General features: G+C 64.9%; 22 protein-coding genes and 3 pseudogenes. 15 read left to right on the forward strand and 10 right to left on the reverse strand.

The window, feature by feature from the left end; translation table 11 throughout:
• Window position 1 precedes the first annotated feature (1 nt).
• Window positions 2-1,492 carry a TadA family conjugal transfer-associated ATPase gene (locus tag AC07NV_RS05265; RefSeq protein ID WP_495165296.1) on the forward strand — a complete coding sequence of 497 codons (1,491 nt, stop codon included), beginning with the start codon at window positions 2-4 and terminating at the stop codon, window positions 1,490-1,492.
• Window positions 1,493-1,496: 4 nt separating this feature from the next.
• Here AC07NV_RS05265 and AC07NV_RS05270 read toward each other — a convergent pair whose 3' ends face one another.
• Together AC07NV_RS05270 and AC07NV_RS05275 are read right to left on the reverse strand one after the other, a co-directional pair.
• Window positions 1,497-2,057, reverse strand: a complete 561-nt coding sequence (locus tag AC07NV_RS05270) for a demethoxyubiquinone hydroxylase family protein (RefSeq protein WP_495165297.1) — start codon at window positions 2,055-2,057, stop codon at window positions 1,497-1,499.
• A gap of 1 nt (window position 2,058) precedes the next feature.
• Complete coding sequence (locus AC07NV_RS05275) at window positions 2,059-2,235, reverse strand: hypothetical protein (RefSeq protein WP_495165298.1); 177 nt, start codon at window positions 2,233-2,235, stop codon at window positions 2,059-2,061.
• A gap of 64 nt (window positions 2,236-2,299) precedes the next feature.
• Here AC07NV_RS05275 and AC07NV_RS05280 point away from each other — a divergent pair, with 64 nt between their 5' ends.
• Window positions 2,300-3,130 (forward strand): class I SAM-dependent methyltransferase, encoded by an 831-nt coding sequence (locus AC07NV_RS05280; protein WP_495165299.1) that lies wholly within the window; start codon window positions 2,300-2,302, stop codon window positions 3,128-3,130.
• Between the two features lie 5 nt (window positions 3,131-3,135).
• Complete coding sequence (gene aat, locus AC07NV_RS05285; protein ID WP_495165987.1) at window positions 3,136-3,909, forward strand: leucyl/phenylalanyl-tRNA--protein transferase; 774 nt, start codon at window positions 3,136-3,138, stop codon at window positions 3,907-3,909.
• Window positions 3,910-3,944: 35 nt separating this feature from the next.
• On the opposite strand, the pseudogene AC07NV_RS05290 reads toward aat, so the two are convergent.
• The 4 genes and pseudogenes from AC07NV_RS05290 to AC07NV_RS05305 all read right to left on the reverse strand — a co-directional run.
• A pseudogene (locus AC07NV_RS05290) lies at window positions 3,945-4,181 on the reverse strand (DUF2155 domain-containing protein); the annotation flags it as partial.
• A gap of 176 nt (window positions 4,182-4,357) precedes the next feature.
• The gene (locus AC07NV_RS05295) at window positions 4,358-4,744 is read right to left on the reverse strand and encodes an NADH:ubiquinone oxidoreductase subunit NDUFA12 (RefSeq protein ID WP_495165300.1); all 387 of its coding nucleotides are present in this window, start codon (window positions 4,742-4,744) and stop codon (window positions 4,358-4,360) included.
• 60 nt (window positions 4,745-4,804) lie between these two features.
• Window positions 4,805-5,266 carry a DUF192 domain-containing protein gene (locus AC07NV_RS05300; protein ID WP_495165301.1) on the reverse strand — a complete coding sequence of 154 codons (462 nt, stop codon included), beginning with the start codon at window positions 5,264-5,266 and terminating at the stop codon, window positions 4,805-4,807.
• Between the two features lie 35 nt (window positions 5,267-5,301).
• Window positions 5,302-5,874 (reverse strand): regulatory protein RecX, encoded by a 573-nt coding sequence (locus tag AC07NV_RS05305; RefSeq protein WP_495165302.1) that lies wholly within the window; start codon window positions 5,872-5,874, stop codon window positions 5,302-5,304.
• 180 nt (window positions 5,875-6,054) lie between these two features.
• Between AC07NV_RS05305 and AC07NV_RS05310 the strand changes: the two genes are divergently transcribed.
• From AC07NV_RS05310 to AC07NV_RS05325, 4 genes are all read left to right on the forward strand, one after another.
• Window positions 6,055-7,806, forward strand: coding sequence for a fatty acyl-AMP ligase (locus tag AC07NV_RS05310; RefSeq protein WP_495165303.1), 1,752 nt, complete (start codon window positions 6,055-6,057; stop codon window positions 7,804-7,806).
• 142 nt (window positions 7,807-7,948) lie between these two features.
• Window positions 7,949-10,267 carry a putative bifunctional diguanylate cyclase/phosphodiesterase gene (locus AC07NV_RS05315; protein ID WP_495165304.1) on the forward strand — a complete coding sequence of 773 codons (2,319 nt, stop codon included), beginning with the start codon at window positions 7,949-7,951 and terminating at the stop codon, window positions 10,265-10,267.
• A 165-nt stretch (window positions 10,268-10,432) separates the two neighbouring features.
• On the forward strand, window positions 10,433-11,017 hold the full coding sequence (locus tag AC07NV_RS05320) for a CHAP domain-containing protein (RefSeq protein WP_495165305.1): 585 nt from the start codon (window positions 10,433-10,435) through the stop codon (window positions 11,015-11,017).
• An 82-nt stretch (window positions 11,018-11,099) separates the two neighbouring features.
• Complete coding sequence (locus tag AC07NV_RS05325) at window positions 11,100-11,249, forward strand: hypothetical protein (protein WP_495165306.1); 150 nt, start codon at window positions 11,100-11,102, stop codon at window positions 11,247-11,249.
• Window positions 11,250-11,279: 30 nt separating this feature from the next.
• Here the strand turns inward: AC07NV_RS05325 and AC07NV_RS05330 are convergent, their stop codons facing one another.
• Window positions 11,280-11,549 (reverse strand): DUF3297 family protein, encoded by a 270-nt coding sequence (locus tag AC07NV_RS05330; RefSeq protein WP_495165307.1) that lies wholly within the window; start codon window positions 11,547-11,549, stop codon window positions 11,280-11,282.
• A gap of 104 nt (window positions 11,550-11,653) precedes the next feature.
• Entirely contained in the window at window positions 11,654-13,978 is a 2,325-nt protein-coding gene (locus AC07NV_RS05335; RefSeq protein WP_495165308.1) for a TonB-dependent receptor, read from the reverse strand.
• Window positions 13,979-14,388: 410 nt separating this feature from the next.
• Between AC07NV_RS05335 and AC07NV_RS05340 the strand changes: the two genes are divergently transcribed.
• Both AC07NV_RS05340 and AC07NV_RS05345 read left to right on the forward strand, forming a co-directional pair.
• Window positions 14,389-15,345, forward strand: a complete 957-nt coding sequence (locus AC07NV_RS05340; protein ID WP_495165309.1) for a hypothetical protein — start codon at window positions 14,389-14,391, stop codon at window positions 15,343-15,345.
• Between the two features lie 47 nt (window positions 15,346-15,392).
• Window positions 15,393-16,991, forward strand: a complete 1,599-nt coding sequence (locus AC07NV_RS05345; protein WP_495165310.1) for a ShlB/FhaC/HecB family hemolysin secretion/activation protein — start codon at window positions 15,393-15,395, stop codon at window positions 16,989-16,991.
• 9 nt (window positions 16,992-17,000) lie between these two features.
• Here AC07NV_RS05345 and AC07NV_RS05350 read toward each other — a convergent pair whose 3' ends face one another.
• Window positions 17,001-17,429: a hemerythrin domain-containing protein gene (locus AC07NV_RS05350; RefSeq protein WP_495165311.1), complete on the reverse strand. Its 429-nt coding sequence runs from the start codon at window positions 17,427-17,429 to the stop codon at window positions 17,001-17,003.
• Between the two features lie 213 nt (window positions 17,430-17,642).
• Here AC07NV_RS05350 and AC07NV_RS05355 point away from each other — a divergent pair, with 213 nt between their 5' ends.
• Both AC07NV_RS05355 and AC07NV_RS05360 read left to right on the forward strand, forming a co-directional pair.
• The gene (locus tag AC07NV_RS05355; protein WP_495165312.1) at window positions 17,643-18,809 is read left to right on the forward strand and encodes a PepSY-associated TM helix domain-containing protein; all 1,167 of its coding nucleotides are present in this window, start codon (window positions 17,643-17,645) and stop codon (window positions 18,807-18,809) included.
• The gene (locus tag AC07NV_RS05360; protein WP_495165313.1) at window positions 18,806-18,985 is read left to right on the forward strand and encodes a hypothetical protein; all 180 of its coding nucleotides are present in this window, start codon (window positions 18,806-18,808) and stop codon (window positions 18,983-18,985) included. Before AC07NV_RS05355 ends, AC07NV_RS05360 begins: the two co-directional genes overlap by 4 nt.
• A 23-nt stretch (window positions 18,986-19,008) precedes the next feature.
• On the opposite strand, the gene AC07NV_RS05365 is transcribed toward AC07NV_RS05360, so the two are convergent.
• Entirely contained in the window at window positions 19,009-21,168 is a 2,160-nt protein-coding gene (locus AC07NV_RS05365) for a TonB-dependent siderophore receptor (RefSeq protein ID WP_495165314.1), read from the reverse strand.
• A gap of 149 nt (window positions 21,169-21,317) precedes the next feature.
• Between AC07NV_RS05365 and AC07NV_RS05370 the strand changes: the two genes are divergently transcribed.
• The 4 genes and pseudogenes from AC07NV_RS05370 (at window position 21,318) to AC07NV_RS05385 (ending at window position 26,366) form a co-directional block, all read left to right on the forward strand.
• On the forward strand, window positions 21,318-22,319 hold the full coding sequence (locus tag AC07NV_RS05370; protein ID WP_495165315.1) for a pyridoxamine 5'-phosphate oxidase family protein: 1,002 nt from the start codon (window positions 21,318-21,320) through the stop codon (window positions 22,317-22,319).
• A 65-nt stretch (window positions 22,320-22,384) separates the two neighbouring features.
• Window positions 22,385-22,579, forward strand: a pseudogene (locus AC07NV_RS05375) (non-homologous end joining protein Ku); the annotation flags it as partial.
• Window positions 22,573-23,478: pseudogene (gene ligD, locus AC07NV_RS05380) on the forward strand (non-homologous end-joining DNA ligase); the annotation flags it as partial. The pseudogenes AC07NV_RS05375 and ligD, both read left to right, overlap by 7 nt.
• A 212-nt stretch (window positions 23,479-23,690) precedes the next feature.
• Window positions 23,691-26,366 carry a TonB-dependent receptor gene (locus AC07NV_RS05385; RefSeq protein WP_495165316.1) on the forward strand — a complete coding sequence of 892 codons (2,676 nt, stop codon included), beginning with the start codon at window positions 23,691-23,693 and terminating at the stop codon, window positions 26,364-26,366.
• The last annotated feature ends 25 nt before the right edge of the window (window positions 26,367-26,391 follow it).

The raw sequence follows: 26,391 nt of genomic DNA on the forward strand, positions 1-26,391 counted from the left end.
AATGAGTGCATTCGGACGCCGACCCGGAACCGCTGGACGCCCCGCCTTTGGCGTGGCGAAGCCAATGCAGGGTGGATCGGGCGTACCCGGCGGAACCCAGTTCCCTGCCATCGACACACCCGTCGACATCCCGCAGATGCCGTCGAATCTGTCGCCCGAAGAAGAGGCGATGGAACGGCTGAACCAGCGTTCGACCGCCGAGGCGATGGAGCCCGAAAAGGCGCAAGGGTTCGAAGCCAGCGTCCACAAGATCAAGGAACAGGTGCTTCCGCGCCTGCTCGAACGCGTCGACCCCGAAGCGGCGGCAACGCTGTCGAAGGACGAGCTGACCGAAGAATTTCGCCCGATCATCCTCGAAGTGCTCGCGGAGCTGCGAATCACCCTCAACCGCCGCGAACAATTCGCGCTCGAAAAGGTGCTCGTCGACGAGTTGCTGGGCTTCGGCCCGCTCGAAGAGTTGCTCGCCGATCCCGACATCAGCGACATCATGGTCAACGGACCGTACCAGACCTATATCGAGCGCAAGGGCCAGCTCGTCATCGCGCCGATCCAGTTTCGCGACGAACAGCATCTGTTCCAGATCGCGCAGCGCATCTGCAACCTCGTCGGCCGCCGTGTCGACCAGACCACGCCGCTCGCCGACGCCCGCCTCAAGGACGGCAGCCGCGTCAACGTGATCGTTCCGCCGCTGTCCTTGCGCGGTACGGCGATCTCGATTCGTAAATTCTCGGCCAAGCCGATTACGCTCGACATGCTGTGCCAGTGGGGCGCGATGAGCCAGAAGATGTGCACCGCGCTGAAGATTGCGGGCGCCAGCCGCTTCAACATCGTCATCTCGGGCGGTACGGGTTCGGGCAAAACCACCATGCTCAACGCGCTGTCAAAGATGATCGATCCCGGCGAACGCGTGCTGACGATCGAGGACGCCGCCGAACTTCGCCTGCAGCAGCCGCACTGGCTGCCGCTCGAAACGCGCCCGGCGAACCTCGAGGGCAATGGCGCGATCCACATGGGCGACCTCGTCAAGAACGCGCTGCGTATGCGCCCTGACCGCATCATCATGGGTGAGGTGCGCGGCGCCGAATGTTTCGACCTTCTCGCCGCGATGAACACCGGTCACGACGGGTCGATGTGCACGCTCCACAGCAACAGCCCGCGCGAATGCCTTGGCCGTATGGAAAATATGGTCCTCATGGGCGACGTGAAGATTCCGAAGGAAGCGATTTCGAAACAGATCGCCGATTCGGTGGACATGGTCATCCAGATCAAGCGTCTGCGCGACGGCTCGCGCCGCGTCACCAACGTCACCGAGGTGATCGGCATGGAGGGCGACGTCATCGTCACGCAGGAATTGTTCAAGTTCGAATATCTCGACGAGGACAAGGACGGCAAGATCGTCGGCGAATATCGCGCCATGGGCATGCGCCCCTATACGCTGGAAAAGGCGCGCCAGTACGGCTTCGACCAGCCCTATCTCGAGGCTTGCCTGTAAAGGTCTAGAGCCGCATTCCCAGCCAGATGACCGCCTCGGTCGACACGGACACAACCGGGTCGAGCAGGCGCTGCCAATAGCTCGCAGACGGCAAGCGGGCCGCTGACAGATCGTGATGCTCCTGTTCTTCGGCGACGATGATCGTCAACGTCCGGACCGCCGGTTCGTCAACGCCCTGCAACGCCGCAATCTGCTCGTGCATGTGGCGCAAAACGACCCGCTCGATCGCGACCGTGGTCGCGGCGATCGCGCCGCGCCCCGCGATCCCGGTGATTGTGCCAAGTATCAGGCCGCCAAAACCGCACCAGAAATAGCTGCGGCAGCGACCGCGGCCACGGCGCTGCAATTCTTCGGCAAAAAGCGCACGGTGACCACGTTCGTGGGTCAGGAAGGAATCGAGCTCGCCCATCATGTCAGGCGCACGCAAGCGCGCAAACCAGCGTTGAGCGCTATAGATACAGACGGCACCATGCTCGCCCGCATGGTCGACCTTCATCACCCGGTCGCCCAGCGTTTCGCCCGACTTCAGCCTCGCGATCAGCGTCATGCCGGGCGCGATATCCATATTATCGACCGCTTAGCCAGAACGCCGTTGCGAAAAGCGCGACGGCGGCCGAGCCCAGCGCGATCCCGCGCCAGGGCATGAAACCGACATTGTCGACGTCGCGCCGGTTGTTGCGGCGCCAGTTGGCGACCTCGGCCACGCCGAACAGCGCCGCGGCGCCGATGCCGATCGACAGCATGGACACTTGCATTACCCCGCATCCCTTCGCAAACAGGGCTTTCCCCTGGAGAGAGGTGCCCCATATGCGTCCGCTATTGATAGTTGCAAGTGCCGCCATCGCAATCGCCGTACCCGCCGCCGCGATGCAGCACGACGGCCATGCCGGCCATGCCGCCGCGAAGGCAGGCGACCCGATCGCCGCGGCGGTCGCCGCCCCGTCGCGTACCCCCGCCAACCTGGTGCGCGACAAATATCGGCACCCCGCCGAAACGCTCGCCTTCTTTGGCGTGAAGCCCGGCGATACGGTGGTCGAACTGTGGCCCGGCGGCGGCTGGTACACCGAAATCCTCGCGCCGCTGACCAAGGCCGGCGGCGGCACGCTCTATGTTGCGGCGCCGTGGGAGAAGGGGCTGAACCGCGTCAAGGCCAAGCAGGCGGAAAGCGCGGACGTCTATGGCGCGGTCAAGCTCGCCGAATTCCCCAACGCGGGCACCAATCCCAAGGTCCCCGACGGCAGCGCCGATGTCGTGCTGACCTTCCGCAACGTCCACAACTGGCGCTTCGACGGCACCGACAACACCGCCGCCGCGTTCAAGCAGATCTTCGCGATGCTCAAACCCGGCGGCACGCTCGGCGTCGTCGATCACCGGCTGAACGAAAAGGACAACGCCGCGAAAGAAGAAAAATCGGGCTATATGAAGGAAAGCTCGATCATCGCCTTCGCCGAAGCCGCGGGCTTCAAACTGGCGGCGCGGAGCGAAATCAACGCCAATCCCAAGGACACGAAGGATTATGAAAAGGGCGTCTGGACGCTGCCGCCGGTGCTGACCGAGGGCGACAAGGATCGCGCGAAATATGTCGCGATCGGCGAATCGGATCGCATGACGCTGAAATTCGTGAAGCCCGTATCCTGAAGCCCATCGAATCCATCGATCCGGCGCTGCTGCTCAGCGCCTATGCGCAGGGCATTTTCCCGATGGCCGACGGGGCGGACGACCCGTCGGTCCATTGGGTTGAGCCGCGGCTGCGCGCGATCCTGCCGCTGGATGGCTTTCACCTGTCGCACAGCCTGAAGAAGGTCATCATATCGGACCGGTTCCGCGTCACCACCGACACCGCATTCGCCGATATGGTCGCGCTCTGCGCCGCGCCCGCCGACGACCGGCCGACGACATGGATCAACCCGGTGATCCGCGCGAGTTACGACCGCCTGTTCCAGATCGGCCACGCGCACAGTATCGAATGCTGGCTGGACGGCGAACTCGCGGGCGGCCTCTACGGTGTGTCGCTCGGCCGCGCCTTTTTCGGCGAATCGATGGTCAGCCGCGCGCGCGACGCGTCGAAGGTCGCCCTCGCACACCTCGTCGCGCGGCTCATCGCCGGCGGCTGGAAATTGCTCGACTGCCAGTTCATCACGCCGCATCTCGCCAGCCTCGGCGCGATCGAAATCCGCCAGGCCGACTATCTCGCGCGGCTCTATTCGGTGTTGGCGGGGGGTGACGGCGCGGCGGCTTTGGGCGCCGGAACGGCTGGCGGCGCAGGCGTTGCCGTGCCCTCGCCGCCGTTCGTCGCGGGCGACTGGGGTGCACTCGATGCCTTGGGCGCGGCAGCGGCGCCCGATTTCGGCGCCGACCGCGCGACGGGCTCGCCGCCAGGATATGTCATCGCACAGCTTTTGACGAAGACGTCATAGATCGGGTGCTGGATTACGTTGCGATCGGGCCGCTCGCGGAAAATCCAGCCCGAAAAGACGCGATACCATTTGTCGTCGCGCTGATCCTGCACCGTCAACTGGACAAAAGCGCCGGTTTCGGGCGGATCTTCCCATGGCGCGGTCGCCTCGCATGCGCGCAACCGGACGATCGCACGGCCGACCCGCGCCGTTTCGCCGGGCTTCATTTCCAGATCGCGGACCAGCCCGTTGCGCTTGTTGAGCAGGCCAACGACGGCGACACGATCGGCCATCGGCGTCGCACCTTCGATGCCGCCGACTTCCTGCGGCACGCGTTCGGACTTGGCGATCTGCGGTGCCTTGTTACTCTCGCCCTTCTTGGTCGCCGGCGTCCGGTCGCACGCGCCGAGCAAGACCGCAGCAATCGCCGCCAACCCCAGCGTCGCGCTCAGCCTCGACACGGCGGCGCTCACTCGGCGCCGGGCCGCCAGGCCTCATAGTCGCCCGTCGCCGCGGCACGCTGGCCGCCGCGCTCGAGCGCACCGGCGGGGCGATAGGCGCCCGCGCTGCCGGTCAGATTCGCGGTCGGCTCTTTTTCCCACGCGCGCGGCGCGGGGAGAATATCGGCCGGCAGTTCGTCGAAGGTGCCGTGCAGCCAGCCATGCCATTCAGGCGGCACGCGGCTCGCATCGTTCGATCCATTATACAGCACCCAGCGGCGATTGCCCTTTTTGGCACGGAAATAGCGGTTGCCGAGGCTGTCCTCGCCCACCTTCGTGCCGGTGCTCCAGCTGTTCAGCAATGTGCCGACGGTCGCACCGTCCCACCAGGTGAAAATCTTGCCCAAGATGCTCATGGCGTGGCGTTTACAGGCAAGGATGCGAAGTCTGCAAGCCGCAAACCGCGCGGTGCACCGCTATTTCCCATCTTTCCACGTCACCTTGGCGGTCTCGTCGATGCCGAGCCGCGCCGCCGTACCGCCTGCCAGTTCGAGCACCGCCGAAACCTCACCGCCGCTGACCACCGGTTCCAGCGATTCGGGAATCGTATTCTCGGCGATGCGGTCGATGCTGCCGTCGGCGCGGATGAAGATCATATCGAGCGGTATAAGCGTATTTTCCATCCAGAAACTACCGATCCGCGGCTTTTCGAACGGGAAGATCATGCCGCCGCCCTCGGGCAGGCTGGTGCGAAACATCAACCCGCGCTTCTGTTCCTCGTCGGTGCGGGCGACCTCGACGTTGAATTTATGGGTCCGGCCCGCCCCCGCGATCGTCAGCGGGATCGTAGCAACGCTGGCCTCCTCGCTCGCATCCTTGCTGCACGCCGCCATCGGCAGCGCGAGCGTCAGGGCAAAAGCGGTCAAAATAGCGCGCATCGGCAGTTCCTTGTCCCGGGGCGGGTGTGCGTCACCTAATCGAGCACCGCTTCATCGTCCAGCGCGGCCAGCGCCGCAGCGTCACCGGGCGCGATCGCCAGAATGCGACGGGCGAGCGCGAGACTGTGTCCCGCGCGCAGAAAAGCCGCAAGCTGCCGCTCGCGCTGCTTGGGATCGTCGACGCCCCGCGTGGAAAACGGCCCAAAGCGCCGCCGCCGGGCAAAGCCCACCGCCGCCGGAATCGCGGCGTCCTCGGCCGTGTCGATCGCCTCGCCGCTGTCCTCGGGTGCGATGCCGTCGACATAGAGTTGCGCCTTCACGCGCCGCACGCCGAGCCCGCGCCGCGTCATCGCGCCCGCACGCATCGCGGCATATTGGCGATCGTCAAGAAACTGCAATCGCTCCATCCGGTCAGCAATAGCCTCGCACGCGGCCATGGCGTCGACCTCCTCCATCCACTCCGATTCGCGAATTTTTCGAGAGAGATAGCGCGTCAGCTTGGCGCGACTCGTCGCGAATCGCGCAACATAAGCGAGTGCCAATTCGTCGAGCCGCGCGGCGCCGAGAGGCCTTTTTGTACGGTCGGGTGAAGCGCGGCGATTGGCCATATGCCATGTTTATGCCACAGTCGGGCCCGATTGAGAACGATCAGCGCCGCCATATCGGGCACTAAAGCCCGGAATCGGGCGATTTTGTTCCAACTGCTAGGGATCGCGCAGGGCACCATGACACAGAATGATGACATGCTTGTTGCCGCGCGGCCCGTCTCCCGTGATCGTGGATCTTCTATGACAGAAAATATTGCCGTTCAGGCGGACGCGCTTGCGCCGACGCCGACCCTTTGCGCCCAGCCGCGCCGCTTTTCTGACTTTGCCACCGTTGGCGAAGCCCTCGACTATGCCGCCGGGGGCACGCGCGGACTCAATTTCCACGATCCGCGCGGCAAGCTTGTCCGGCCATATCCGTACAGCGAACTGAAAAGCGATTCGCTCACCACGGCCTATCGGTTGATCGCGGCCGGGGTGAAGCCCGGCGACCGCATCGCCTTGATCGCCGAGACCGGCGCCGAGTTCGCCGCCCTCTTTTTCGGTACCATCTATGCCGGCGCCTGGCCGGTGCCGCTGCCGCTGCCGACCAGCTTTGGCGGCCGCGATTCCTATGTCGGACAATTGGTGGTCCAGCTCAGCAGCTGCGACCCCACAATGCTCTTTTTCCCGCCCGAAATCGCCGCGATGGCGGTCGAAGCGGCCGAGAAGCAAGGCGTCGCGCCGATGGACTGGAGCGAATTCGCCGCGCGTCCAGCCCCGGCCGCAGACCTGCCCGAACAACAGTCGAACGAGACCTGCTATCTTCAATACAGCAGCGGCTCGACGCGCTTCCCGCACGGCGTTGCGGTCACCCACGCCGCCTTGCTCAACAATCTCGCCGCGCACAGCCACGGCATGGAGGTTCGCGACAGCGACCGCTGCATCTCGTGGCTGCCCTGGTATCATGACATGGGTCTCGTCGGCTGCCTGCTCTCGCCGGTCGCCAACCAAGTCTCGGTCGATTATCTCAAGACCGAAGATTTCGCGCGCCGTCCGCTCGCCTGGCTCGACCTGATCAGCCGCAATGAGGGCACGACGCTCAGCTATTCGCCGACCTTCGGTTACGACATTTGCGCGCGCCGCGTGTCGAGCCAGACGCACGTCGCCGACCGCTTCGACCTGTCGCGCTGGCGCGTGGCAGGCAATGGCGCCGACATGATCCGCCCCGACGTGATGCAGAGCTTTGTCGACGCCTTTGCCGACGCGGGCTTCAAGGCGAGCGCCTTTCTGCCGAGCTACGGCCTGGCCGAAGCGACGCTCGCGGTCAGCATCATGCCGCCGGGTGAGGGTATCGTCGTCGAACTGGTCGAGGAAACCGAGCTGTCGGGTGCCGCGAATGATTCGGGCCGCCCGACCCGCTACCGCGCGATCGTCAACTGCGGCCGCGCCGCACGCGACATGGTGATCGAGGTCCGCGACGAGGCCGGCAACGCGCTGCCCGACCAGACCGTCGGCAAGGTCTGGTGCACCGGCCCGTCGCTGATGACCGGCTATTTTCGCGACCCCGAATCGACCGCCGCCTGCCTCGTCGACGGCTGGCTCGATACGGGTGATATGGGTTATTTGTCAGATGGTTACATCTATATCGTTGGCCGCGCCAAGGACATGATCATCATCAACGGCAAGAATCACTGGCCGCAGGACATCGAGTGGGCGGTCGAACAATTGCCGGGCTTCAAATCGGGCGATATCGCGGCCTTCGCGATCACCGCGCCGGGCGGCGAGGAAACCCCCGCCGTGCTCGTCCAGTGCCGCACCAGCGACGACGCCGAACGCCTCGCGTTGCGCGAGACGATTCGCGACCGCGTCCGCGCGATCACCGGCATGAACTGCCTGATCGAGCTGATTCCGCCGCGCACCTTGCCGCGGACCAGTTCGGGCAAGCTCAGCCGGTCGAAAGCGCGCGCGCAATATCTGGCCGGAGAAATCCAGCCTTTTGCGATGGCAGCCTGAGCAAACGCCCCGAATCGCCCGGCGTTTCGTCCAGCGGGAAAACAAAAGCGTTCGCCGGCTGCGCGATAGTTACGTTCGGGTAACCCGGGCGCGCTAAGCAGGACGGGTGAAAAGCCTGTTAACCGCCCCTATCGCTGACGAAGTGATTCCTGCGCGGACCCTGTTGGGGCTGGGACCGCGAAACGAGGATATCGGGAACCTTCGCCAGCTCCAGCTCGCGCCACTCCGCGGTCGCGGGTCGCTGCGCCTGTTGATGGGCATGGGCATGGCGCTTGTCGCGGCCTTCACCATGATCCTCAGCGTGCCGTTGCCGATTGCCGGCGGCTGGCTCGGCTGCGGACTGATCTTCAGCCTCTGGTCTTATGGCAAGTTTCGCGGCCTCCCGCTTGGCGACCCCAAACTCGCGGGAAGCGCCGAGTACCGATTGTGCTGCCGCCACGCGCTCTATTCGGCGGTGCTCTGGGGTTCGCCCTTCTGGTTGCAGGGGCTGACGCCGACGCTCGACCATGTGCTGTCGATGTGGACGATCGCTGTGCTGATGATGCTCACGCTGTCGATCGTCGCACACAGCGTCCCGCTGGCCTGCGCGCTGTTCATCGGACCCGTTACCCTGTCGGCAGCAGCCGCGCTGGTCCGCGCCGGCGCGCCCCAGTTGGCGGCCGTCGCGCTGGTTGCGGGACTGCTGCTCTGCGCCTTCTGCGTCCGTTTTGCACAAAACCACATCCGCTTTCGCCGCGCCGAAGAGGTGCTGCACGAAAAGACAGAGACCGTCAGCCTGCTACTGCGCGAATTCGAGGAAACCTCGGCCGACTGGCTATGGCAGACCGACAACAGCCGCCGGCTCGTCCATGTCTCGCCGCGCCTCGCCTATGCCCTCGGCGGAACCGCCGACGCGATCGAAGGCGTACCGCTGTTGCAGGCCCTTTCGGGCGATGCCTGGGAAACCGGGCTGTTTCCCAAAAGCCTGCACGACATGGCCGAACGGATGAAGCGGCGCGAAAGTTTTTCGAACCTGATCGTGCCGGTGACGATCGACGGCGCACCGCGCTGGTGGGAACTCTCCGCCTCGCCGCGCCTCGACGAAACCGGCAAGTTCCTCGGCTTTCGCGGCGTCGGATCGGACGTGACCGAAAAGCGCGCGACCGCCGAACAGATCGCCAAGATGGCGCGCTTCGACAATCTCACCGGCCTCCCCAATCGCCTCAGCCTGAACGAAGATCTCGCGCGCGCGCTGACCCATGCGCTCGAAACCAAGTCGCGCTGCGCGCTGCTGATGATCGACCTCGACCGGTTCAAGGCGGTCAACGACACGCTGGGCCACCCGGTCGGCGACAAATTGCTCGCGCAGGTCGCGGCGCGGCTGAAGGGCCTGATCGAGCGCGGCATGACCTGCGGCCGTCTCGGCGGCGACGAATTTGCCGTCGTGCTGCACAATGTCCCGTCGGCCGATGCGGCCGAAGAGCTTGCAAAGCGGCTCATCACATCGATCAGCCGGCCCTATGTGGTCGACAATCACCAGCTCTTCGTAGGCGCCAGCATCGGCTTTGCGATCGGCCCGCAAGACGGCGCGACGGTCGAAACGCTGACCCGGAACGCCGACCTTGCGCTCTACAAATCCAAGGACAAGGGCGGCAACGTCGTCGCCGGCTATGTCGCCTCGCTGCACGCGCAGGCCGAGGAACGGCGCGTGATGGAGCAGGAATTGCGCGGCGCGCTCGAACGCGGCGAGTTCGAGCTCCATTACCAGCCGGTGGTGACCGCCGTCGACGGCACGTTGAACGGGTTCGAGGCGCTCATCCGCTGGAAGAACCAGAAACTCGGCAATGTCTCGCCGGGCCGCTTCATCCCGCTCGCAGAGGATTCGCGCCTGATCTCGCCGATCGGCGAATGGGTGCTGCGCACCGCGTGCCATGAAGCGATGAAATGGCCCTCGAACCTCAAGGTCGCGGTCAACGTCTCCGCCGATCAGCTGACCGATCCCGCCTTCGCCTCGGTCGTCGTCTCCGCCCTCGCGCAGAGCGGGCTCCCGCCGCAACGGCTGGAGATCGAGGTTACCGAAAGCGTGTTCCTGCGCGACGGCGGCGGCGCCGCGCAATTGCTCGACCAGTTGATCGGGCTCGGTATCCGCCTGTCGCTCGACGATTTCGGCACCGGCTATTCGTCGCTCGGCTATCTGCGCAAGACGCAATTCTCGACGATCAAGGTCGACCGCAGCTTCGTCGTCGGCGCTGCGAAAGGCAGCATCGAATCGATCGCGATCATCCGCGCCGTCGTCGCGCTCGCCGACAGTCTCGGCATGTCCACCACGGCCGAGGGCGCCGAGACCGAACTCGAGGTCGAAACGCTGCGCAGCATGGGATGCAGCAACATCCAGGGCTATTATTACGGGCGCCCGATGCCCGCGAGCGACGTGCTGACACTGTTCCGTTCGCCCGATTCTGCTGCGAGCGCCGCCGCCTGACGGCGACCGGTCGAGCGCTTCGCGCGACGAAATGAATGGCTTAACAAAAGGTTCCCCCATCCACCGCAGGAGGGGAGCGACTCGTCGCGAGACGGGTGGTGGTCCGCGAAAGCCATGGCAAAGACGCTCCAACGCTTGAAGACAAGCCATCGGGGGTCGCATTCCATGCTCTATCGTCGTTATCTGGCAGCTGCCATCGCGTCTGTGATGACGCTCACCGGCATGCTCGCCAGCGCGCCCGCCGCGGCGCGCGACTATCTGCAATGTGTCCCCTTCGCCCGCGCCGAATCGGGCGTCGAAATCCGCGGCAACGCCAAGACCTGGTGGTCGCAGGCTGCCGGAACCTACGCCCGCGGCGACGAACCCCGCAAAGGCGCCGTGATGGCATTTGCCGGCACCGGCGGCATGCCGCTGGGCCATGTTGCGGTGGTCAAGAAAATCGTCAGCGACCGCGAAATCCTGATCGATCATGCCAACTGGTCGCCGATCAACGGCCGCCGCGGCCAGATCGAGCGCAATGTCCGCGTCGTCGACGTGAGCAGTGCCGGCGACTGGAGCATGGTTCGCGTCTGGTATGCGCCGATCGGCGACCTCGGCCTGCGCGCCAACCCGGTACAGGGCTTCATCTATTCCGACGGCGCACCGGGCGGATCGGACAAGGCTCCCAGCTTCAAGGCCCCTGTCTGGGCGCAGAACGACTGGAAGCCCGGCAACGGCCTCGAGTTCGTCGCCGCCTCGCTCGGTCAGTAAGCTTCCGGCGCCCGCGCGCCGGACAGACCCATATCCTACTCTATTCCTGACCGATCGCCTTGCCTTGCGGCAAGGCTAGGATATGCCTCGCGCGCAGCGGGAACCAAGGATTGTCGACGCAGCAGCCATCGATCCGGTGGCCGGCACAAACCGCGCCCATATGCTGCATTGTAATGCCGCGAACCACCAGCAGGCCTATCGCGACAAGGCGCGGGTGCGCCGGGTCGGCTAACTCCCCACCCGCAAGCGGGAGGGGAGAAGATCAATCTTCCGACGTCTCGCCGCCTTCGGCCGCCGTATCCTCGAACCAGGCTTCGACTTCGCCCGACAGCTTGATCGTCATCGCCTGACCGAAGCGGTCCTTCGACTTGCCCGCAGCGACACGGATCCAGCCTTCGGAGATCGAATATTCCTCGACGTCGGTGCGCTCCTTGCCCTTGAAGCGGATTCCGATGCCGCGCTGCAGCACCTCCATGTCGAAATGCGGCGAGCGCGGATTGGTCGACATATGGTCGGGGGGGGTATCGGTCATGACTATATTTCCCAAAAAATGATGGCGCGGCCCTAGCTGGACCGCGCCACCATCGTCAATCGTTGAGAGGGCGGCACCGAGGGACCGGCGCCGCGACCTCAAGCCTAGAACCCGGCTTTCAGCGTTACGAAGAACTGCTGCGGCGCGCCGGCGAGCAGCGTCTGGCTGTCACCGCGGTTGGCGAAGCCGTTCGTCCCGATCGTCGACACATATTCCTTGTCGAACAGGTTCGTCGCATTGGCCTGGATCGAAATGCGCTCGTTGAGACGGTATCCGATGCTGGCGTCGACGATCACGAAGCCGCCAACCTCGGCGTCATTCTCGTATGAATAATAACGCTTCGACGTGTAGTTCGCCCCGACGCGCGCGAAGAAACTGCCATTGTCCCACGTGATTTCGCCCTTGGCGAGATGGCGCGGCGAGTTGACCACCGTCTTGCCCGCGGTCGCCGCGACCACGGCACCCGCCGCGTTCACGACATCGTCCTGATATTCGGAATCATTATAGGCATAGGAAGCAAAGAGCGAGAGCTCGGGGGTGACGCGGAACGTCCCCGCCGCCTCGACACCCCACGAGCGGACGTCGCCGACATTCTGCAGGATCGCCGGATTGCCCTGAATGCCCGATCCGTTGGCAAAGGCGATGATGCGGTCCTTGAAGTCGACATAATAGCCCGCGATCACGCCCTGAAAGCGCGACGATTTGGTCCGGAAACCCAGCTCATAGGTCGTCGAGGTTTCGGGTTTCAGGTCGAGCGCGTCGAACCCGGCCTGCGTCGTCGCGAAGGGGCCGCCCGTCGCCGAGCTTTCGAACGCGCGCATATTCTGGGTGTAGCTCGCGAAGACCTCATTGTCGTCGCTCAAGCGATAGAGCAGGCCCGCCTGCGGCAGGAACCAGTCCTTCGCCTCGGTCTCCCCTGCCGCCAGCCCGCCGCGGACGATCGGCGTCGCGAGGTTGGTGACACGCAACCCCTTCCACCCGGCGTTGATCTGAAGCTGGCCGAGGTCGAGCGTGTCCTGCACATGATATTGCAGCGTCTGGGTGTTGAAATCGAACGCCCACTGGGTCGCCAGCGGATCCTTGGGGAATTTCAGGCTGCCGCGGCTCGGCGCGCCCGTCGTATTGGCCAGGCCATAGAAACGGCGCGCCTGATTAAAGTCATTGTCCTCGTACCACATGCCGATTTCGAACTTGTTGTCGCCGAGCGTGAGGAGGCTGGAGGCAACGATGCCATAGCGTTCGATGTCATATTCGGTGGTGCGGACGGTCATCGGCGCGCCGCCGGGCGTGGTCACATAGGGCGTGAACCACAGGCCGCGGCCCTTGTTGCCATGGTAATAGCCCATCGCCTTCAGCGTCCAATTGTCGTTCAGCGGCGCCTCGACGCCCATACCCGCGAGCCAGTCTTTGCGCAGACCCGCAGCGTCATAATAGGCATCGTCGACGGTTCCGACCGGCGCCGGAAACGCCTCGCCGACCCCGGCATAGGGCGCGACATAGGGCGTCCCGAGCGGCAGGCTGCCATTGGCGACACCGGCGTTATACGCCGCGCGCGCGACCTGATTCTGATAGACTTTGGCGACCTGGACCGCGAGATCCCAATCCTTTGCGAAATTGTCCCAATTATAACCGAGCCGGCTGATCATGTCGGCGGAGAGATCCTGATAGTCGTTCTCGCGGCGGTTCGAATAGTTGACGAAGCCGAAGAACTGGCCGTCGCCGACCGGCTGGACGATCCGCGCATTGACCTGATCCTGACGCTGGACGCCATTGCCCTTCCATTTGTCGGCATCCTGCCAGGCATAGCTCAGCGACAGGCGCGGCCCGCCGGGAACGATCTCGCCGCTGTCGATGCGTGCGAAGAGGCGCTTCGTCTCGTCGCTGCCATAAGTGGCCGACGCATCGATCCCGAGCTTCTCCGCCGGCTGGCGCGAGAAAAACTCGATCGTGCCGCCCAGATTGCTCGTCGACGCCGCGCCAAGCGAGCCCGCGCCCTGCGCGACTTCGACCTTGCCGACATTTTCGCTGATGATCGCGCGGCTGATGTGCAGGCCATTATGGTTGCCATAGTTCATATCGCCGAGCGGAACGCCGTCGAGCGTGAAACCGAGCTGATTCTGGCTGAAACCGCGGATCGAGATGCGCGCCGACCATTCATAGGCGCCAAACGGATCGGCCGCCTGAAAATTGACCCCGGGCAGCTTGTCGATCGCCTTCAAGGGGCTGATCCCCGACACTTCGAGCGCGATGTCGGCAGCACCCAGTTCCTGCACCTGACGCGCCTGCCCCTGCCCGAGCACGACGATCTCCTCGACACCCGCGCTATCGGCCGCATCGGCTGCGGCTTCTTCGGCAAAAGCGGGCGTCGCAGCGAATATGGCGACAAAGGCGGCCCCGGCCCGCAGGCGGTTCCTGAACGGATAGCTCATGTGATGAATCCCCTTTGCCCGGCGGCGAAATGGCGCTCGGGCAGATGGGGCTGTAGGCGAGCGATATTGCTGCGCTGCGGCGAAGGCATGACACCGCGATGACGGAATGAAGACCGAATGGCGGCGAACACGCGCCCGTCCCGGGGGAAAAATCGTCGAAACCGACTTGACTCGGGCAAGTGCTCCGGAATGAAACAAGTGCATCAAGCCGCCGATCCCGCTTTATCGTAAACAGAACTGAATGACTATTAACAAGAAAAATGGAATTTCGGTGAAATTTGAATAGCTCTTTCCGAAATTTTGTTAACGATCAAAGTTAACTGCGATAAATTTCAATATTCCAGGGAACCTTTTCTCTTATCCAGGCATCTCGGGTTCAGGGACCAGACCATGTACGAAGGGGATATCCAATGCCTTTGTCCTGTCTTGAATTTCGCCCAGCCCACCTCATTCTCATTCCCGCGTGCTTCGCGCTGGCGGCCTGTGAATCATCGGGCAGTTATCGCGTCGGCAGTGTCGGCAGCGGCGGCGCAACCGGAGCCGCCGGTCCCACGGGTGCCACCGGACCGGCCGGCGCGACCGGTGCCACCGGTCCGGCGGGCCCCGCAGGCCCGGCTGGTAGCGGCCTCGGTCTCGGCAGCGCGGGCGCGCTCGCGGTTGGCGGCCTCGTGGGTCCCGGCGGCGTCGCCGGCACCGGACTGCTCGCCAACACCGGCGATCCCGCCAGCGTCAATCCGGTCATCGGCGGCGTGCTCGTCAAAACCGGCGGCCTCGTCAATGTCATCGCCGACAAGGGGCTGCTGCTCGCCAGCGCGGTCGATGGCAAGGTACCCGGCAACACCAATCTGGTCGGCACCGTCGTCGGCGTCGTCAAAAGCACCGGAGTCGCGCTGGTCCAGACCGGAAACGGCCAGCAATATCTCGTCGACGGACTCGCTGCGGCCCCCGGCCAGTTGGTCACCGCGACGATCGGCAAGGCGACCGCGATCGGCAGTCCCAGCGCCTCGCCGCTGATCGGCGCCAGCATCCTGTCGCCCGGCCAGCAGAACGGCAGCCTGCTGACGGTCGGCGTCGGGTCGGCCGGCCAGCTCGTGACGCTCCAGCCGGGAACCGGCGGCAACCTGCTCGGCGGCGCCACCGGCGGACTGACCGGCGGGGCACCCGGCGCCGGCCCGGTCGGATCGCCCGTCACGCTCGTCAGCAACGTCGTGACAACGGCAACCGGCGCGCTTGGTCAGGTTACGAACGGCGTGACCGGCGGCACCGCGGGCGGCGGTACGGTCGATCCCGTGACCGGTCTCGTCACCGGCGTGACCGGCACCGTCGGCGGCGTCCTTGGCGGCCTGAAGCCCAAGAGCGGCAACTGAAACCGCCGCCGATGCGCTATTTGCGCTACGTTTGTGCCGCGGCGGTGGTGGGAGCCTCGCTCCTCCCCGCCGCGGCGCATACCGCCCAGCCCGCCGCGACTCCGCTCGACGGCCGACCGCCGCTTGCCCCCGATCGCGACCGCGACCCGCTGCCCGATCCGGAGGCAAAGCCCCTCTCGCTCGGGAAGGTCGAACTCGGCGCGCGGCCCGATGTCACCATCCGCGAAATCCGCTTCGTCGGTGCGGGCGTGCCCGCCAATGTCGGCCGCGCAGCGCAGCGTTTCGTCGGCAGGCCCGCCTCGGCGGACAATCTGGCCAAGCTCGCCGCGGCGATGACGCGCGCCTATAGCCGATCGAGCGTCGCGCTCTTCACGCTCGTCATCCCCGAACAGGATCTGTCGGGCGGGATCGTCACCGTCGCATCGGCCGAGGGCTATATCGGGTCGGTCACGCTAAGCGGCGAACGCGAGAGCGGCCCCGCACCGCTCGTCGCCAGAATGGCGTCCGGCCTGACCGGCCAGCGCCCGTTGCCGCGCGCCCGCTTCGAACGCACGCTCGGCAATATCGGCGACATTCCGGGCGTCACCGTCACCCCTTCGCTCGCGCTCGGCAGCGAGCAGGGCGCGGTCGCGCTCGACCTCGCGCTCGATGCCAAAAAGCCGACCGTCGGTCTCGGCTTCACAACGCGCACCAGCCAGTTCGTCAATGACGGGATCGTCGAGGCGAATGCACGCGGCACCAGCCTGCTGCGCAGCGGCGACGAAACGCGGTTGACCGGCGCCGCGGCGCTGAACTTCAAATCCCTGCTCTATCTCGCGGCGAGCCATTCGACCCCGATCGGTGCCGGGGGAACGCGCGCCGAAATTTCGGGGGCGGCGCTGCGCACGCGCCCGGCAGGAATCGCGATCGATGGCGAGGCGTGGAGTGCCGGCTTCGGCGTCACCCACCCGCTCATCCGTGCGACCCGCCGCAACCTCGTCGCCGCGGTTCGGCTCGACCATCTCGATTCGAAAAATGCCCTGTTCGGCTCGACGATCGCCGCCGAAAAAACCTGGACGGCGAGCGGCAGCCTCGGCTTCCGGCTGAGCGAAGACCGCACCGTCATCGGCGCGCGCATCGGCGGCGCGAAGGGGCTCGATTTCGCGGGTGGGCGCGTCGACCCCGGCGTCGGAGAGGCCGGTTTCCTCTATGCCGATGCCAGCATCGAGGCGAACCAGGCGATCGGCAAGGCCCTGGTCGCCCGCGCCGCCGGCACGGGACGCTGGACACGCGACCGCCTGCCCGCGGCGCAGCGGTTCAGCGTCGGCGGCGCCACCTTCGGCCGCGCGTTCGATGACGGGCTGGTCAATGGCGACCGGGGCTATGCGGCATTTGGCGAACTCGCGCTGCGCCCGTTGCGCAGCGGCCGCTTCGCCAAGAGCGAGATATACACCTTCGCGGACTATGCCGATGTCACGCTGCTCGCGCGGTCCGCGATTCCGCGCACCGATTTCCAGCTCGGCAGCTGGGGCGGCGGCGTCCGCCTGTCCTACGCCGAATATGCCACGATCGGCCTCGAACTCGCCGATGCCTGGAAACAGCCGGTGCCGGGCTTCGGTCAGGACCTGCGCGTCGCGCTCAGCTGGAAACTGTCGCTCCGCCCCTGATGCGGACGGTCAGGCGCCGTCGAGGCGCTCGGCAAGCGGATAAAGGTCGTGATTTTCGCGCTCGATCCGCATCGCCAGAACATCGAGGATGATCTCGGTCTCGCTGCAAAAGCCCGCCCAGTTGTCGGCGATCCGTTCGACGGTCCATTTGCCGTCATAGGCCGCGAAGTCCTTCGCGATATGGCCCATTTCATGGACGAAGTCGGACGCAAGCTCCACGACGACGGGATCTTCGCTCGCCTTGAGCCGCGGATACAGCACCCAATCCTCGCATTTGAGATGGCATAGCAGCGTGTCGCGGAGCATCCCGCGCACCGACGCCAGCTCGGTCGGGCGCGGGGGTTCGGGCGCCGTGACAAGACCCATCAAAATCTGCGACAGCGTGACCAGCGCGTCATGCTCGGCGCGGAGTCGCCGCATTTCAGGGCCCATGCGCATAGGGGATCCCCCATATGAGCGGTCCCTCGATCATCGCTATAATGGCGGGCGATGAAAGGACGGTAAACGGACATTAGCCATCTGCCTGTGGCCCGAATGGCGGCATAGCTGGCCCGATCGCGATGATCGGCGGCGTGAATCGGGTTGTCAAATGCGGGGCCAGGCCATAGGGCTAATTGAGAATTTCTCGCAATAACAGCGGCCAATCAGTTTATGCAGCGATCAACCATCCGGGCATGGTTTCTGGTCCACAAATGGACGAGCATCGTCTCGACCGCTTTCCTGCTGATGCTGTGCGTCACCGGCCTGCCGCTAATCTTTCATGATGAAATCGACGCGCTGACCGAAACGGCACCGCAATATGGCCTGCCCGGCGTCGGGTCGTCGGGCGACGCCCCCGGGCTGAAGCCGCTCGACGAGATACTTGCAAAGGCCCTCGCCGCGCGTCCGGGCGAAGTGCCGGTGTTCATGGCGTTCGACAATGACCAGCCGTCGATGACCGTCACCACTGCGCCGCGCCCCGACTCGCCCGCAGACGAGATGACGATCCAGCTCTGGGACCGCTCGACGGGGCTCGCGACCGGGGCGGTCGATGAAAGCGGGGTGATGCACCTCATCCTCCAGCTTCACACCGACATGTTCCTCGGGCTGCCCGGCATGCTTTTCCTCGGGCTGATGGGATTGCTCTTCGTCGTCGCGCTCGTCTCGGGGGTCGTCCTCTACACCCCCTTCATGCGCAAACTCGATTTCGGGACGCTCAGGACGTCGCGCAGCCGCCGCGTCAAATGGCTCGACTATCATAATCTGCTCGGCATCGTCGCGCTCGCGTGGATGACCGTCGTCGGCGCGACCGGGATCATCAACGCGCTCGCCACGCCGATCTTCGCGCAGTGGCAGACGACCGAGCTTGCCGAGATGGTGCGCGCTTATGACGGCAAGGATGCGGTGCCGCCGTCGCGCTATGGCTCGATCGACAAGGCGATGGCCGCGGCGCGCAAGGCCGTCCCCGGCAACAACCCGCAGTTCATCGCCTTTCCCGGCGGCGCTTTCAGCAGCCCGCATCATGTCGCGATCTTCTTTCAGGGCGACACGCCGCTGACCGAACGGCTGCTGACCCCCGCGCTCGTCGATGCCGGGACGGGCGCGTTCACCGATGCGCGCGCGATGCCCTGGTATGCGCAGGCGCTGTTCGTGTCGCAGCCGCTGCATTTCGGCGACTATGGCGGCCTGCCGCTCAAGCTGCTCTGGGCGATCCTCACCCTCTTCACGATCATCGTCCTCGGCTCGGGCCTCTATCTCTGGCTCGGCAAGCGCCGCGCCGGGACCGACGCGCTGGTGCGCGAGGTCGAAAGCGGCGGCATCGTGGTCCCCACCGAATGAGGAAGCCGCACAGCCTGCGAAAAATCTTCGCCGTCCCGCTGCTGCTCGCTGTGCTGAGTGTCGGCGGACTGATCGTCGCGCTCACCGGCGACGGCTGGCGCGATGCCGCAGCGTGGCTCGCGCTCGGCCTTCCGGTGCTCGCCGTCGGCTGGGCGATGAAGGTGCGGCGGCGTTAAAAAGCCCGATCGTCGTCCCCGCGTCAGAAGCGCTTGGTTGCCGTGGCGATGATCTGCCGGCTCTGCGCGAAGAAGCAGCCGGTCGGACCGGTGCAGCGGCCCGCATAACGCTTATCGAAGATGTTGCTGCCGTTGATCGCGAGGCGCCAGCCCGGGATGTCGTAATGCAGCGTCGCGTCGAACAGCGTCACAGCGGGGCTGGTGTAGAGAATGGCAGGGATGGTCGAGGGAGTTACGCCCGGGCTGCTGCTGAGATAGCGCACGCCGCCGCCGCCGCCAAAGCCGGCAAGCACGCCGGTGTCCTGCGTATAATCGACGAAGAGCGAGACCTTGTGGCGCGGCGTGGCTTCGAGCCGCGCCCCGACTTCGGGTGCGAAGTCGCTGCGGGTGATCTTCGCATCGGTCAGGCTGTACGACGCGTTGACGCTCAGCTTTTCCTTGAAGCGCGCCACCGCCTCGAGCTCGATGCCCTTCGACACGACCCGGCCGGTCTGGATGTCGAAGAAAACATTGTTCGGATCGGTCAGGAGCGGATTGTCCTGCGCGATGTGGAACAGCGCCGCGGTCGCGAACAGCTTGACGTCTTCGCCCAGGCCGCGGGCGTCATATTTTACCCCGGCTTCCCACTGTTTCCCCGTGCTCGGCTTGAACCGCTGGCCCGCGAAGGTCGAACCGACATTGGTCAGGAACGACGTTGAATAGCTGACATAGGGCGCGATGCCCGCTTCGGTGACATAGGTTGCGCCCGCCCGCCAGGTGAACTTGTCCTGATTGGTCTCGGTGGCGGGTGTCGTCCGGTTGTTGGTGACCTTCGTCCAGTCCTGCCGCCCCGACAGCGTCAGGATGAAGCCGCCGATCTTGATCTGATCCTGCGCATAGACGCCATATTGCTTGAGCCGGACATCGGTGAAGGGGAAGAAGGCGGGCACCGCGATCGGCGCGCTGCTGTACACCGGGTTGAACAGATCGATGCTCGTCGCGCCGGCAAAGGCGAAGGCCGACTGTTCGCGATAGTTGCGATAGTCGAAGCCGACGAGCACCCGATGCTCGATATCGCCCGTTAAAAAATTGCCGTCGAAGCGGTTGTCGACTGCGAACTGCTGGGTGTCGTCGGCGAACGGGAAGTTCGAACGGAGCACCGTGCGGTTGTCTGCGGCAAGCCCCGAGGCATAGATGATCTGCTGATATTCGCTGTAATCGGTCCAGCGCAGATTCTGCGTGAAGCGCAGCGCGTTCGAGAAACGGTGCGTCAGCTCATACCCCACGCCCCATTGCTCGCGGCGGTAGAAATTATAGTCGGGCTCGCCCAGATTGATGCTGCGGCGGACCTTGCCCACCGGATTGTCGAACAGCACACCGTTCGCTGGCAGAAAGCCGTTGGTGTCGCCCTCGACCCGGTCCCACTGATAAGTGCCGAGCGCGGTGATCCTGGTGTCCGGTCCGATCTCGAACGTCACGGCAGGCGCGATATAGGCGCGGCGGGCGGTGACGAAATCGGTCTGGCCGTCGCGGTCGCGGTAGAGGCCGGTCAGCCGCGCGCTGATGCCGTTGGTGAGTTCGCCCGTGACGGTACCCGCAATCTGCTTGAAATCGTCGGAGCCATATTTGACCTGAATCTCGCCGCCGGTCCGCGCCGAGGGACGTCGGCTGGTCAGGTTATAGATGCCGCCCGGCGGGGTGCTGCCATAGAGCGTGCTCGCCGACCCCTTGAGGATGTCGATCGCGTCGAAACCGTACAGATCGAGGCCGACGTTATCGATCGTGTCGCTGACCGGCGCCTGCAAGCCGTCGATATACTGGATGGGCACGAACCCGCGCACGCGCAGGAAGTCGAAGCGCAGGTCGGGCCCGTAATTTTCGCCCGCAACGCCCGCAGTGTAACGCACCGCCTGCTGGACATCGATGAAGTTCAACAGGTCGATCTGGTCGCGCGAGATCACCGACACCGATTGCGGCGTTTCGATCAAGGGCGCGGTCGTCTTGCTCGCAGTGATCGCGCCCGACGGGACGAAGCGGCGCGCGGTGACGATGATCGCCCCGTCGTCCTGCTTCACGGCTTCGACGCCGCCTTCCTCCACGACATCGGCGGCGCCGTCCTGCGCCAGCACGGCCGACGGTGCCCACGCTGCCCCCGCCATCAGCAATGCACCCGTGCGAAGGGCGATCCCTGCAAATCTGCGCATTTCCACACCCCTTGGTCTTGATCGGTCCTGTCGCAGGGGCTAAGGTAAATGCGACTGATTTGCAATAAGGCCGCAGGGATGCAGCCTATCGTTCGGGCCAGAAACCCGTCCAATCGGGCCACTACGGCGCGTGAATGGAGAAAATGACGATGAGCGACATCGACAGCATCGCAGGTCTCGAGGCGATATTGGGGAAGGCGCCCGCGGCGGTGAGCCTGAAGGTCATCGATCATGTCGACGCCACTGCGCAGCGCTGGCTCGCATCGTCGCCGCTGATGTTCGCGGGCTTTGGCGGGGGCGGGACGATGGCGATCACACCCGGCGGCGGCGAGCCGGGCTTCGCCACCGCCGAACCCGCGACGCTGACAATCCCGCTCGCGGCGCTCGACGACCCCGCCCTCGCCGGAACGGGGTCCAGCTTCGGCGCGCTCTTCCTCGTCCCCGGCATCGGCGAGACGCTGCGCATCAACGGCCGCGTCGCGGCGGTCGACGGCGCCGCCGCCCGGATCGCGGTCGAGGAATGCTATGTTCACTGCGCCAAGGCGCTGATCCGCTCGGGCTTCTGGTCCGCGGTGCCGGCGGCGGTCGCGCCCGGCACGCCCGAGGCCTTCGCCGCCGCGGCCTGCTTCATGGCGCTCGCGACGATGGATGCGGCCGGAGGCGCCGACCTCAGCCCGAAGGGCGACCCGGCCGGCGCGATGGCGCATATCGAAGGCAACCGGCTGTGGTTCGCCGACCGCCCGGGCAACCGGCGGACCGACAGCTTCCGCAACCTGATTGCGCAGCCGCATATCGCCGCAGCGCTGCTCATCCCCGGTTCGCCGCATATCGCGATCGTCCGCGGCACCGCGATGCTGACCGACGACGAAACCGCGCGTGCGGCCTTCGCGGTGCAGGGCAAGGTGCCGCTGCTTGCGGCGCGCGTCGACGATCTCAAGATCGAGATGCGGCCGAGCGCGGCGCTGGCGCGCGCGCAGCTGTGGCCCGCCGCCGCCGCGCCCGCCGACATCAAGCCCGCCAGAATGTTCGCCGAGCATCTCAGGCTCAACAAGGACAAGGGCCTCGGCGCGCGCATCGCCAGCGCCTTTGTGTCGGTCCCCGGACTGATGCAGCGCGGGCTCGACAAGGATTACAAGGACAATCTCTACTGACGGAATTGGCCGGGAACTCACCGCTGCGCCGATCATTGTGACTCGGGCAGCGAAAGGGAAAACCGATGGCCGCACATGCATATTGGAAAGGGCAGATCCGGCTCGCACTGGTATCGATCCCGGTCGAAATCTGTTCCACGGCCAAATCGCATGACGAGATCGTCAAGGGCTTCGCACTGTCGAAGGGCCATTATGACCTGCTCGACGAAGAGGAGATCGAGGCGGTCAAGCACGAGAGCAAGCGCACGCTCGAAAGGACGTGACACCCGAAACGAAACGACCCGCCACCGCTCCGGAAAGCGATGTGACGATCAGCAGCCGCGACCGCGTCCTCTTTCCCGAGACGAAGGCAACCAAGGGCGACCTGGCAGACTATTACGCGGCGATCGCGCCCGTCATGCTCTCGCACGCCGCGCGCCGCCCGATCAGCCTTGTCCGCTGTCCGCAGGGGCGCGGCAAGAGATGCTTCTTCCAGAAACATGATTCGGGCTCGTTCGGCGAGCATGTGCGGCACGTCCCGATCCGCGAGAAGGACGGCGGATACCAAGATTATCTCTATGTCGAGGATGCCGACGGCCTGTTCGCCTGCGTCCAGATGGGCACGATCGAATTCCACGGCTGGGGCAGCCATGTGGGTGCGCTCGAAAAGCCCGACCGCATGGTCTTCGACCTCGACCCCGACGAGGGGCTCGATTTCGCCGACGTGAAGACGGCCGCGCTCGATATCCGCCGCCAGCTCGCCGACATCGGCCTCGTCAGTTTCGCGATGCTCTCGGGCGGCAAGGGGGTGCATGTCGTCGTTCCGGTGGGTCCCGGGCACAGCTGGGACGCGCACAAGGATTTCGCGAAACGCTTTGCCGAAGCGCTCAGCCTCGCCGAACCCGGCCGCTTCGTCGCGACGATGAGCAAGGCGAAGCGCAAGGGCAAGATCTTCATCGACTGGTTGCGCAACCAGCGCGGCAGCACCGCGGTCATGCCCTATTCGGCGCGCGCCCGCGAACAGGCGCCGGTCGCGGTGCCGATCGGCTGGGATGCGCTTGGCGACGTCGAAAAGGCCGGCCGCTGGACGATCAGCGATGCCGAAGACCTGCTTGCCCGCGCCGCCAGCCCCGAGCTCAAGGGCTGGGGATTTGCGAACCAGCGCCTCCCCGGCGTCTAGCCAACCGGCACGCCGCGACTCGCGCGCCATAAATTGGTTAGAGAGCTAAGCGCGAGCACTATAATACCAATAAAGTACCAAAATTCCGCATACTTCGCTCGAATTGACCATATATTGCGTCATAAGGTGCTTGACGTATCGATTGGTATGTATAAATTTCTCTCAAAATCAGGACAAAAATTGATCCAGAATCAAAAAGAGGGAGACTTAACATGACCAATGCAAGATATCTGCTCGCTTCGGCCAGCATTGGTACGCTGCTTTTTGCTGCCAGCGCAGCCCACGCCCAAACCCCCGCACCAGCCGCTGCCGCCGACGCATCGGACGAAATCGTCGTCACCGGTATCCGCGGATCGCTGCGCCAGGCCATCGACGCCAAGCGCGACCTGTCGGTCATCGCCGATGTCGTCACCGCCGAGGATGTCGGCAAATTCCCCGACAAGAATGTCGCCGAAGCGCTCCAGCGCGTTCCGGGCATCGTCGTCAACCGCGAGTTCGGCGAAGGCGAGCGCGTCTCGCTGCGCGGCACCGCACCGAACCTCACCAAAACCCTCCTCAACGGCCACAGCGTCGCGACCGCCGACTGGTTCATCCTCGATCAGGTCGCCTCGACGCGCAGCTTCAACTATCTGACCTTGCCCGCCGAGATCATCGGGCGCCTCGAAGTCTACAAGAGCCCGCAGGCCGATGTCGAGGAAGGCGGAGTCGGCGGCACGATCAACGTCATCACGCGCAACCCGCTCGACCTCAAACCGCTGACCCTCTCGGCATCGGTACAGGGCGTCTATTCCGACCTGTCGGGCAAGTTCGACCCGCAGGTCTCGGGGCTGGTGAGCTGGAAGAATGCCGACGAAACCTTCGGCGTGCTTGTCGGCGCCATCTACCAGAAGCGCCGGACGCGCCGCGACGGGCTCGAGATTTTCGGTTACCGCTCCTTCCCTGTCGGCGGCGGACAGAGCGCGCTCGTCCCGACCTTGATCGGCTCGACGATGTTCGAGCAGAACCGCGAACGCTACGGCGCCAATATCGGCATCCAGTTCCGCCCGTCGGACACGCTCGAGGTCAACATCACCGGGCTCTATTCGCGCTTCAACGCCGACAACTTCAACCAGAATTATATCGCATGGGGCGAACAGGCGCTCGCGGGCGGCGGCACGATCAGCAATGCGGTGATCAAGGATGGCGTCGCGGTTGCAGGCAATATCGCCTCGGCAACGGGCGGCACGACGGGCTTCGGTGTCGTCTATGACGCGATCGACCGGCAGGCGGTCGCCAAGACCGTCTCGGCCGACCTCGACCTGACCTGGCGCCCCGTCGACACGCTGAGTGTCCATTTCAAGGCGGGGTGGACCAAGGCGAACGGCGACACGAGCAACGAGAATTTCATCGAATTCGCCGGGCCCGGCCGGTTCAGCTATGATCTGCGCAGCGGCCGCCCCGAAGTCAGCTTTGGCAGCCCCAATCCGCTCAATCCCGCGGGCATCCGCCCCGACTTTGCGCGCATCCAGTCGGTCACCAACGATGATGAGGAGAAATATTTCTACCTCGACGTCGAAAAACAGGTCGAATGGGGTCCGCTCAACGCGCTTAAATTCGGCGTCAAATATACCGATCACGACCGTATCGCCGAACGCTTCGCGACCAACGGCGGCGTCTTCACCCCGGGCCTGCGCTGCGGCGGCGCCCCATGCACCTCGGCCAATTTCGCGACCGGCGGCGGCATGCCCGGCGATTTCCTCGACAATATCGCTGCGCCCGGTACGCTAACCGACTATTGGCGCGTCGATCCCGCGAAGCTGCGTGCCATCTATGGCGCATCGACGTCGCCCTCGAACGACCGCTTCCTCGTCCCCGGCAACAGCTATTCGATCAACGAAAAGGCGTGGGGCGGCTACGGCCTCGCCAAATTCGGCGGAGAGGGCTGGCGCGGCAATGTCGGCGTGCGCGTGGTCGAAACCAAGCAGACGTCGGACGGCTTCATCATCGGCGGCGCGAACCCGCAGTTCACCAACCCGTTCGGCGGCTTTACCCCGTCGACCGCGAAACGCTCCTACACCGACATCCTGCCGAGCGCGAACCTCTCGGTCGACCTCTCGCCCCAGGTTGTGCTGCGCTTCGCCGCGGGCAAGACGGTGACGCGCCCCGACTTCGTCGACATCACCCCCGGCGTCGATCTCAACGGCACCTTGCTGACCGGCCGCGGCGGCGATCCGAACCTCGATCCGTACCGCGCCAACCAGTATGATCTGTCGATCGAATGGTATCCCGACAGCGAGACGATCGTCGCGCTCGCCGCCTTCTACAAGGATATCCAGTCGTACATCGTCAACACGACCTCGACCGAAATCCTGCCCGGCGTGTTCGTGCCCGGGTCGCAGCCCGCGGGCTGCGTCGCGGCGGGCGGCGGCAATCCGAACCTGTTCAACTGCCCCTATCAGATCAACCGCCGCAGCAACGGCGACGGCGGGCGCAACCAGGGCTTCGAATTCCAGGTGTCACGCCCGATCTGGGGCGGCTTCGGCGCGGTGGTGAACTACACCTACTCCGACGCCAAGGCGAACAATGGCGATCCGATCCCGGGCAATTCGAAACATTCGCTCAACCTGTCGGGCTATTTCGAAAACGACCTGATCAGCGCGCGGCTATCGTATAATTACCGGTCGAAATTCTTCATCGATATCGACCGCGCCGCCCCGCTCAATCAGGCCGCGCTCTCGTCGCTCGACGCATCGGTCAGCGTCAACATCACCGACAATATCGCGCTCACTGCCGACGCGATCAACCTGACCAATGAAAAGATCGAGCAATATTCGGGCACCCGCGACCGCCCGCGCGCGATCTATGACAATGGCCGTCAATTCTATGTCGGTGCACGACTGAAATTCTGACCCCTCCCGCAACCCGCGCCCGGTG

The sequence above is a fragment of the Sphingopyxis sp. GW821-FHT10B01 genome (assembly GCF_059415685.1).

Coding starts and splice junctions, on each gene's coding strand:
- AC07NV_RS05265 (WP_495165296.1), top strand. CDS start 2: ATGAGTGCATTCGGACGCCGACCCGGAACCGCTGGACGCCCCGCCTTT.
- AC07NV_RS05270 (WP_495165297.1), bottom strand. CDS start 2,057: ATGGATATCGCGCCCGGCATGACGCTGATCGCGAGGCTGAAGTCGGGC.
- AC07NV_RS05275 (WP_495165298.1), bottom strand. CDS start 2,235: ATGCTGTCGATCGGCATCGGCGCCGCGGCGCTGTTCGGCGTGGCCGAG.
- AC07NV_RS05280 (WP_495165299.1), top strand. CDS start 2,300: ATGCGTCCGCTATTGATAGTTGCAAGTGCCGCCATCGCAATCGCCGTA.
- AC07NV_RS05295 (WP_495165300.1), bottom strand. CDS start 4,744: ATGAGCATCTTGGGCAAGATTTTCACCTGGTGGGACGGTGCGACCGTC.
- AC07NV_RS05300 (WP_495165301.1), bottom strand. CDS start 5,266: ATGCGCGCTATTTTGACCGCTTTTGCCCTGACGCTCGCGCTGCCGATG.
- AC07NV_RS05305 (WP_495165302.1), bottom strand. CDS start 5,874: ATGGCCAATCGCCGCGCTTCACCCGACCGTACAAAAAGGCCTCTCGGC.
- AC07NV_RS05310 (WP_495165303.1), top strand. CDS start 6,055: ATGACAGAAAATATTGCCGTTCAGGCGGACGCGCTTGCGCCGACGCCG.
- AC07NV_RS05320 (WP_495165305.1), top strand. CDS start 10,433: ATGCTCTATCGTCGTTATCTGGCAGCTGCCATCGCGTCTGTGATGACG.
- AC07NV_RS05325 (WP_495165306.1), top strand. CDS start 11,100: ATGCCTCGCGCGCAGCGGGAACCAAGGATTGTCGACGCAGCAGCCATC.
- AC07NV_RS05330 (WP_495165307.1), bottom strand. CDS start 11,549: ATGACCGATACCCCCCCCGACCATATGTCGACCAATCCGCGCTCGCCG.
- AC07NV_RS05335 (WP_495165308.1), bottom strand. CDS start 13,978: ATGAGCTATCCGTTCAGGAACCGCCTGCGGGCCGGGGCCGCCTTTGTC.
- AC07NV_RS05340 (WP_495165309.1), top strand. CDS start 14,389: ATGCCTTTGTCCTGTCTTGAATTTCGCCCAGCCCACCTCATTCTCATT.
- AC07NV_RS05350 (WP_495165311.1), bottom strand. CDS start 17,429: ATGCGCATGGGCCCTGAAATGCGGCGACTCCGCGCCGAGCATGACGCG.
- AC07NV_RS05355 (WP_495165312.1), top strand. CDS start 17,643: ATGCAGCGATCAACCATCCGGGCATGGTTTCTGGTCCACAAATGGACG.
- AC07NV_RS05360 (WP_495165313.1), top strand. CDS start 18,806: ATGAGGAAGCCGCACAGCCTGCGAAAAATCTTCGCCGTCCCGCTGCTG.
- AC07NV_RS05365 (WP_495165314.1), bottom strand. CDS start 21,168: ATGCGCAGATTTGCAGGGATCGCCCTTCGCACGGGTGCATTGCTGATG.
- AC07NV_RS05370 (WP_495165315.1), top strand. CDS start 21,318: ATGAGCGACATCGACAGCATCGCAGGTCTCGAGGCGATATTGGGGAAG.
- AC07NV_RS05385 (WP_495165316.1), top strand. CDS start 23,691: ATGACCAATGCAAGATATCTGCTCGCTTCGGCCAGCATTGGTACGCTG.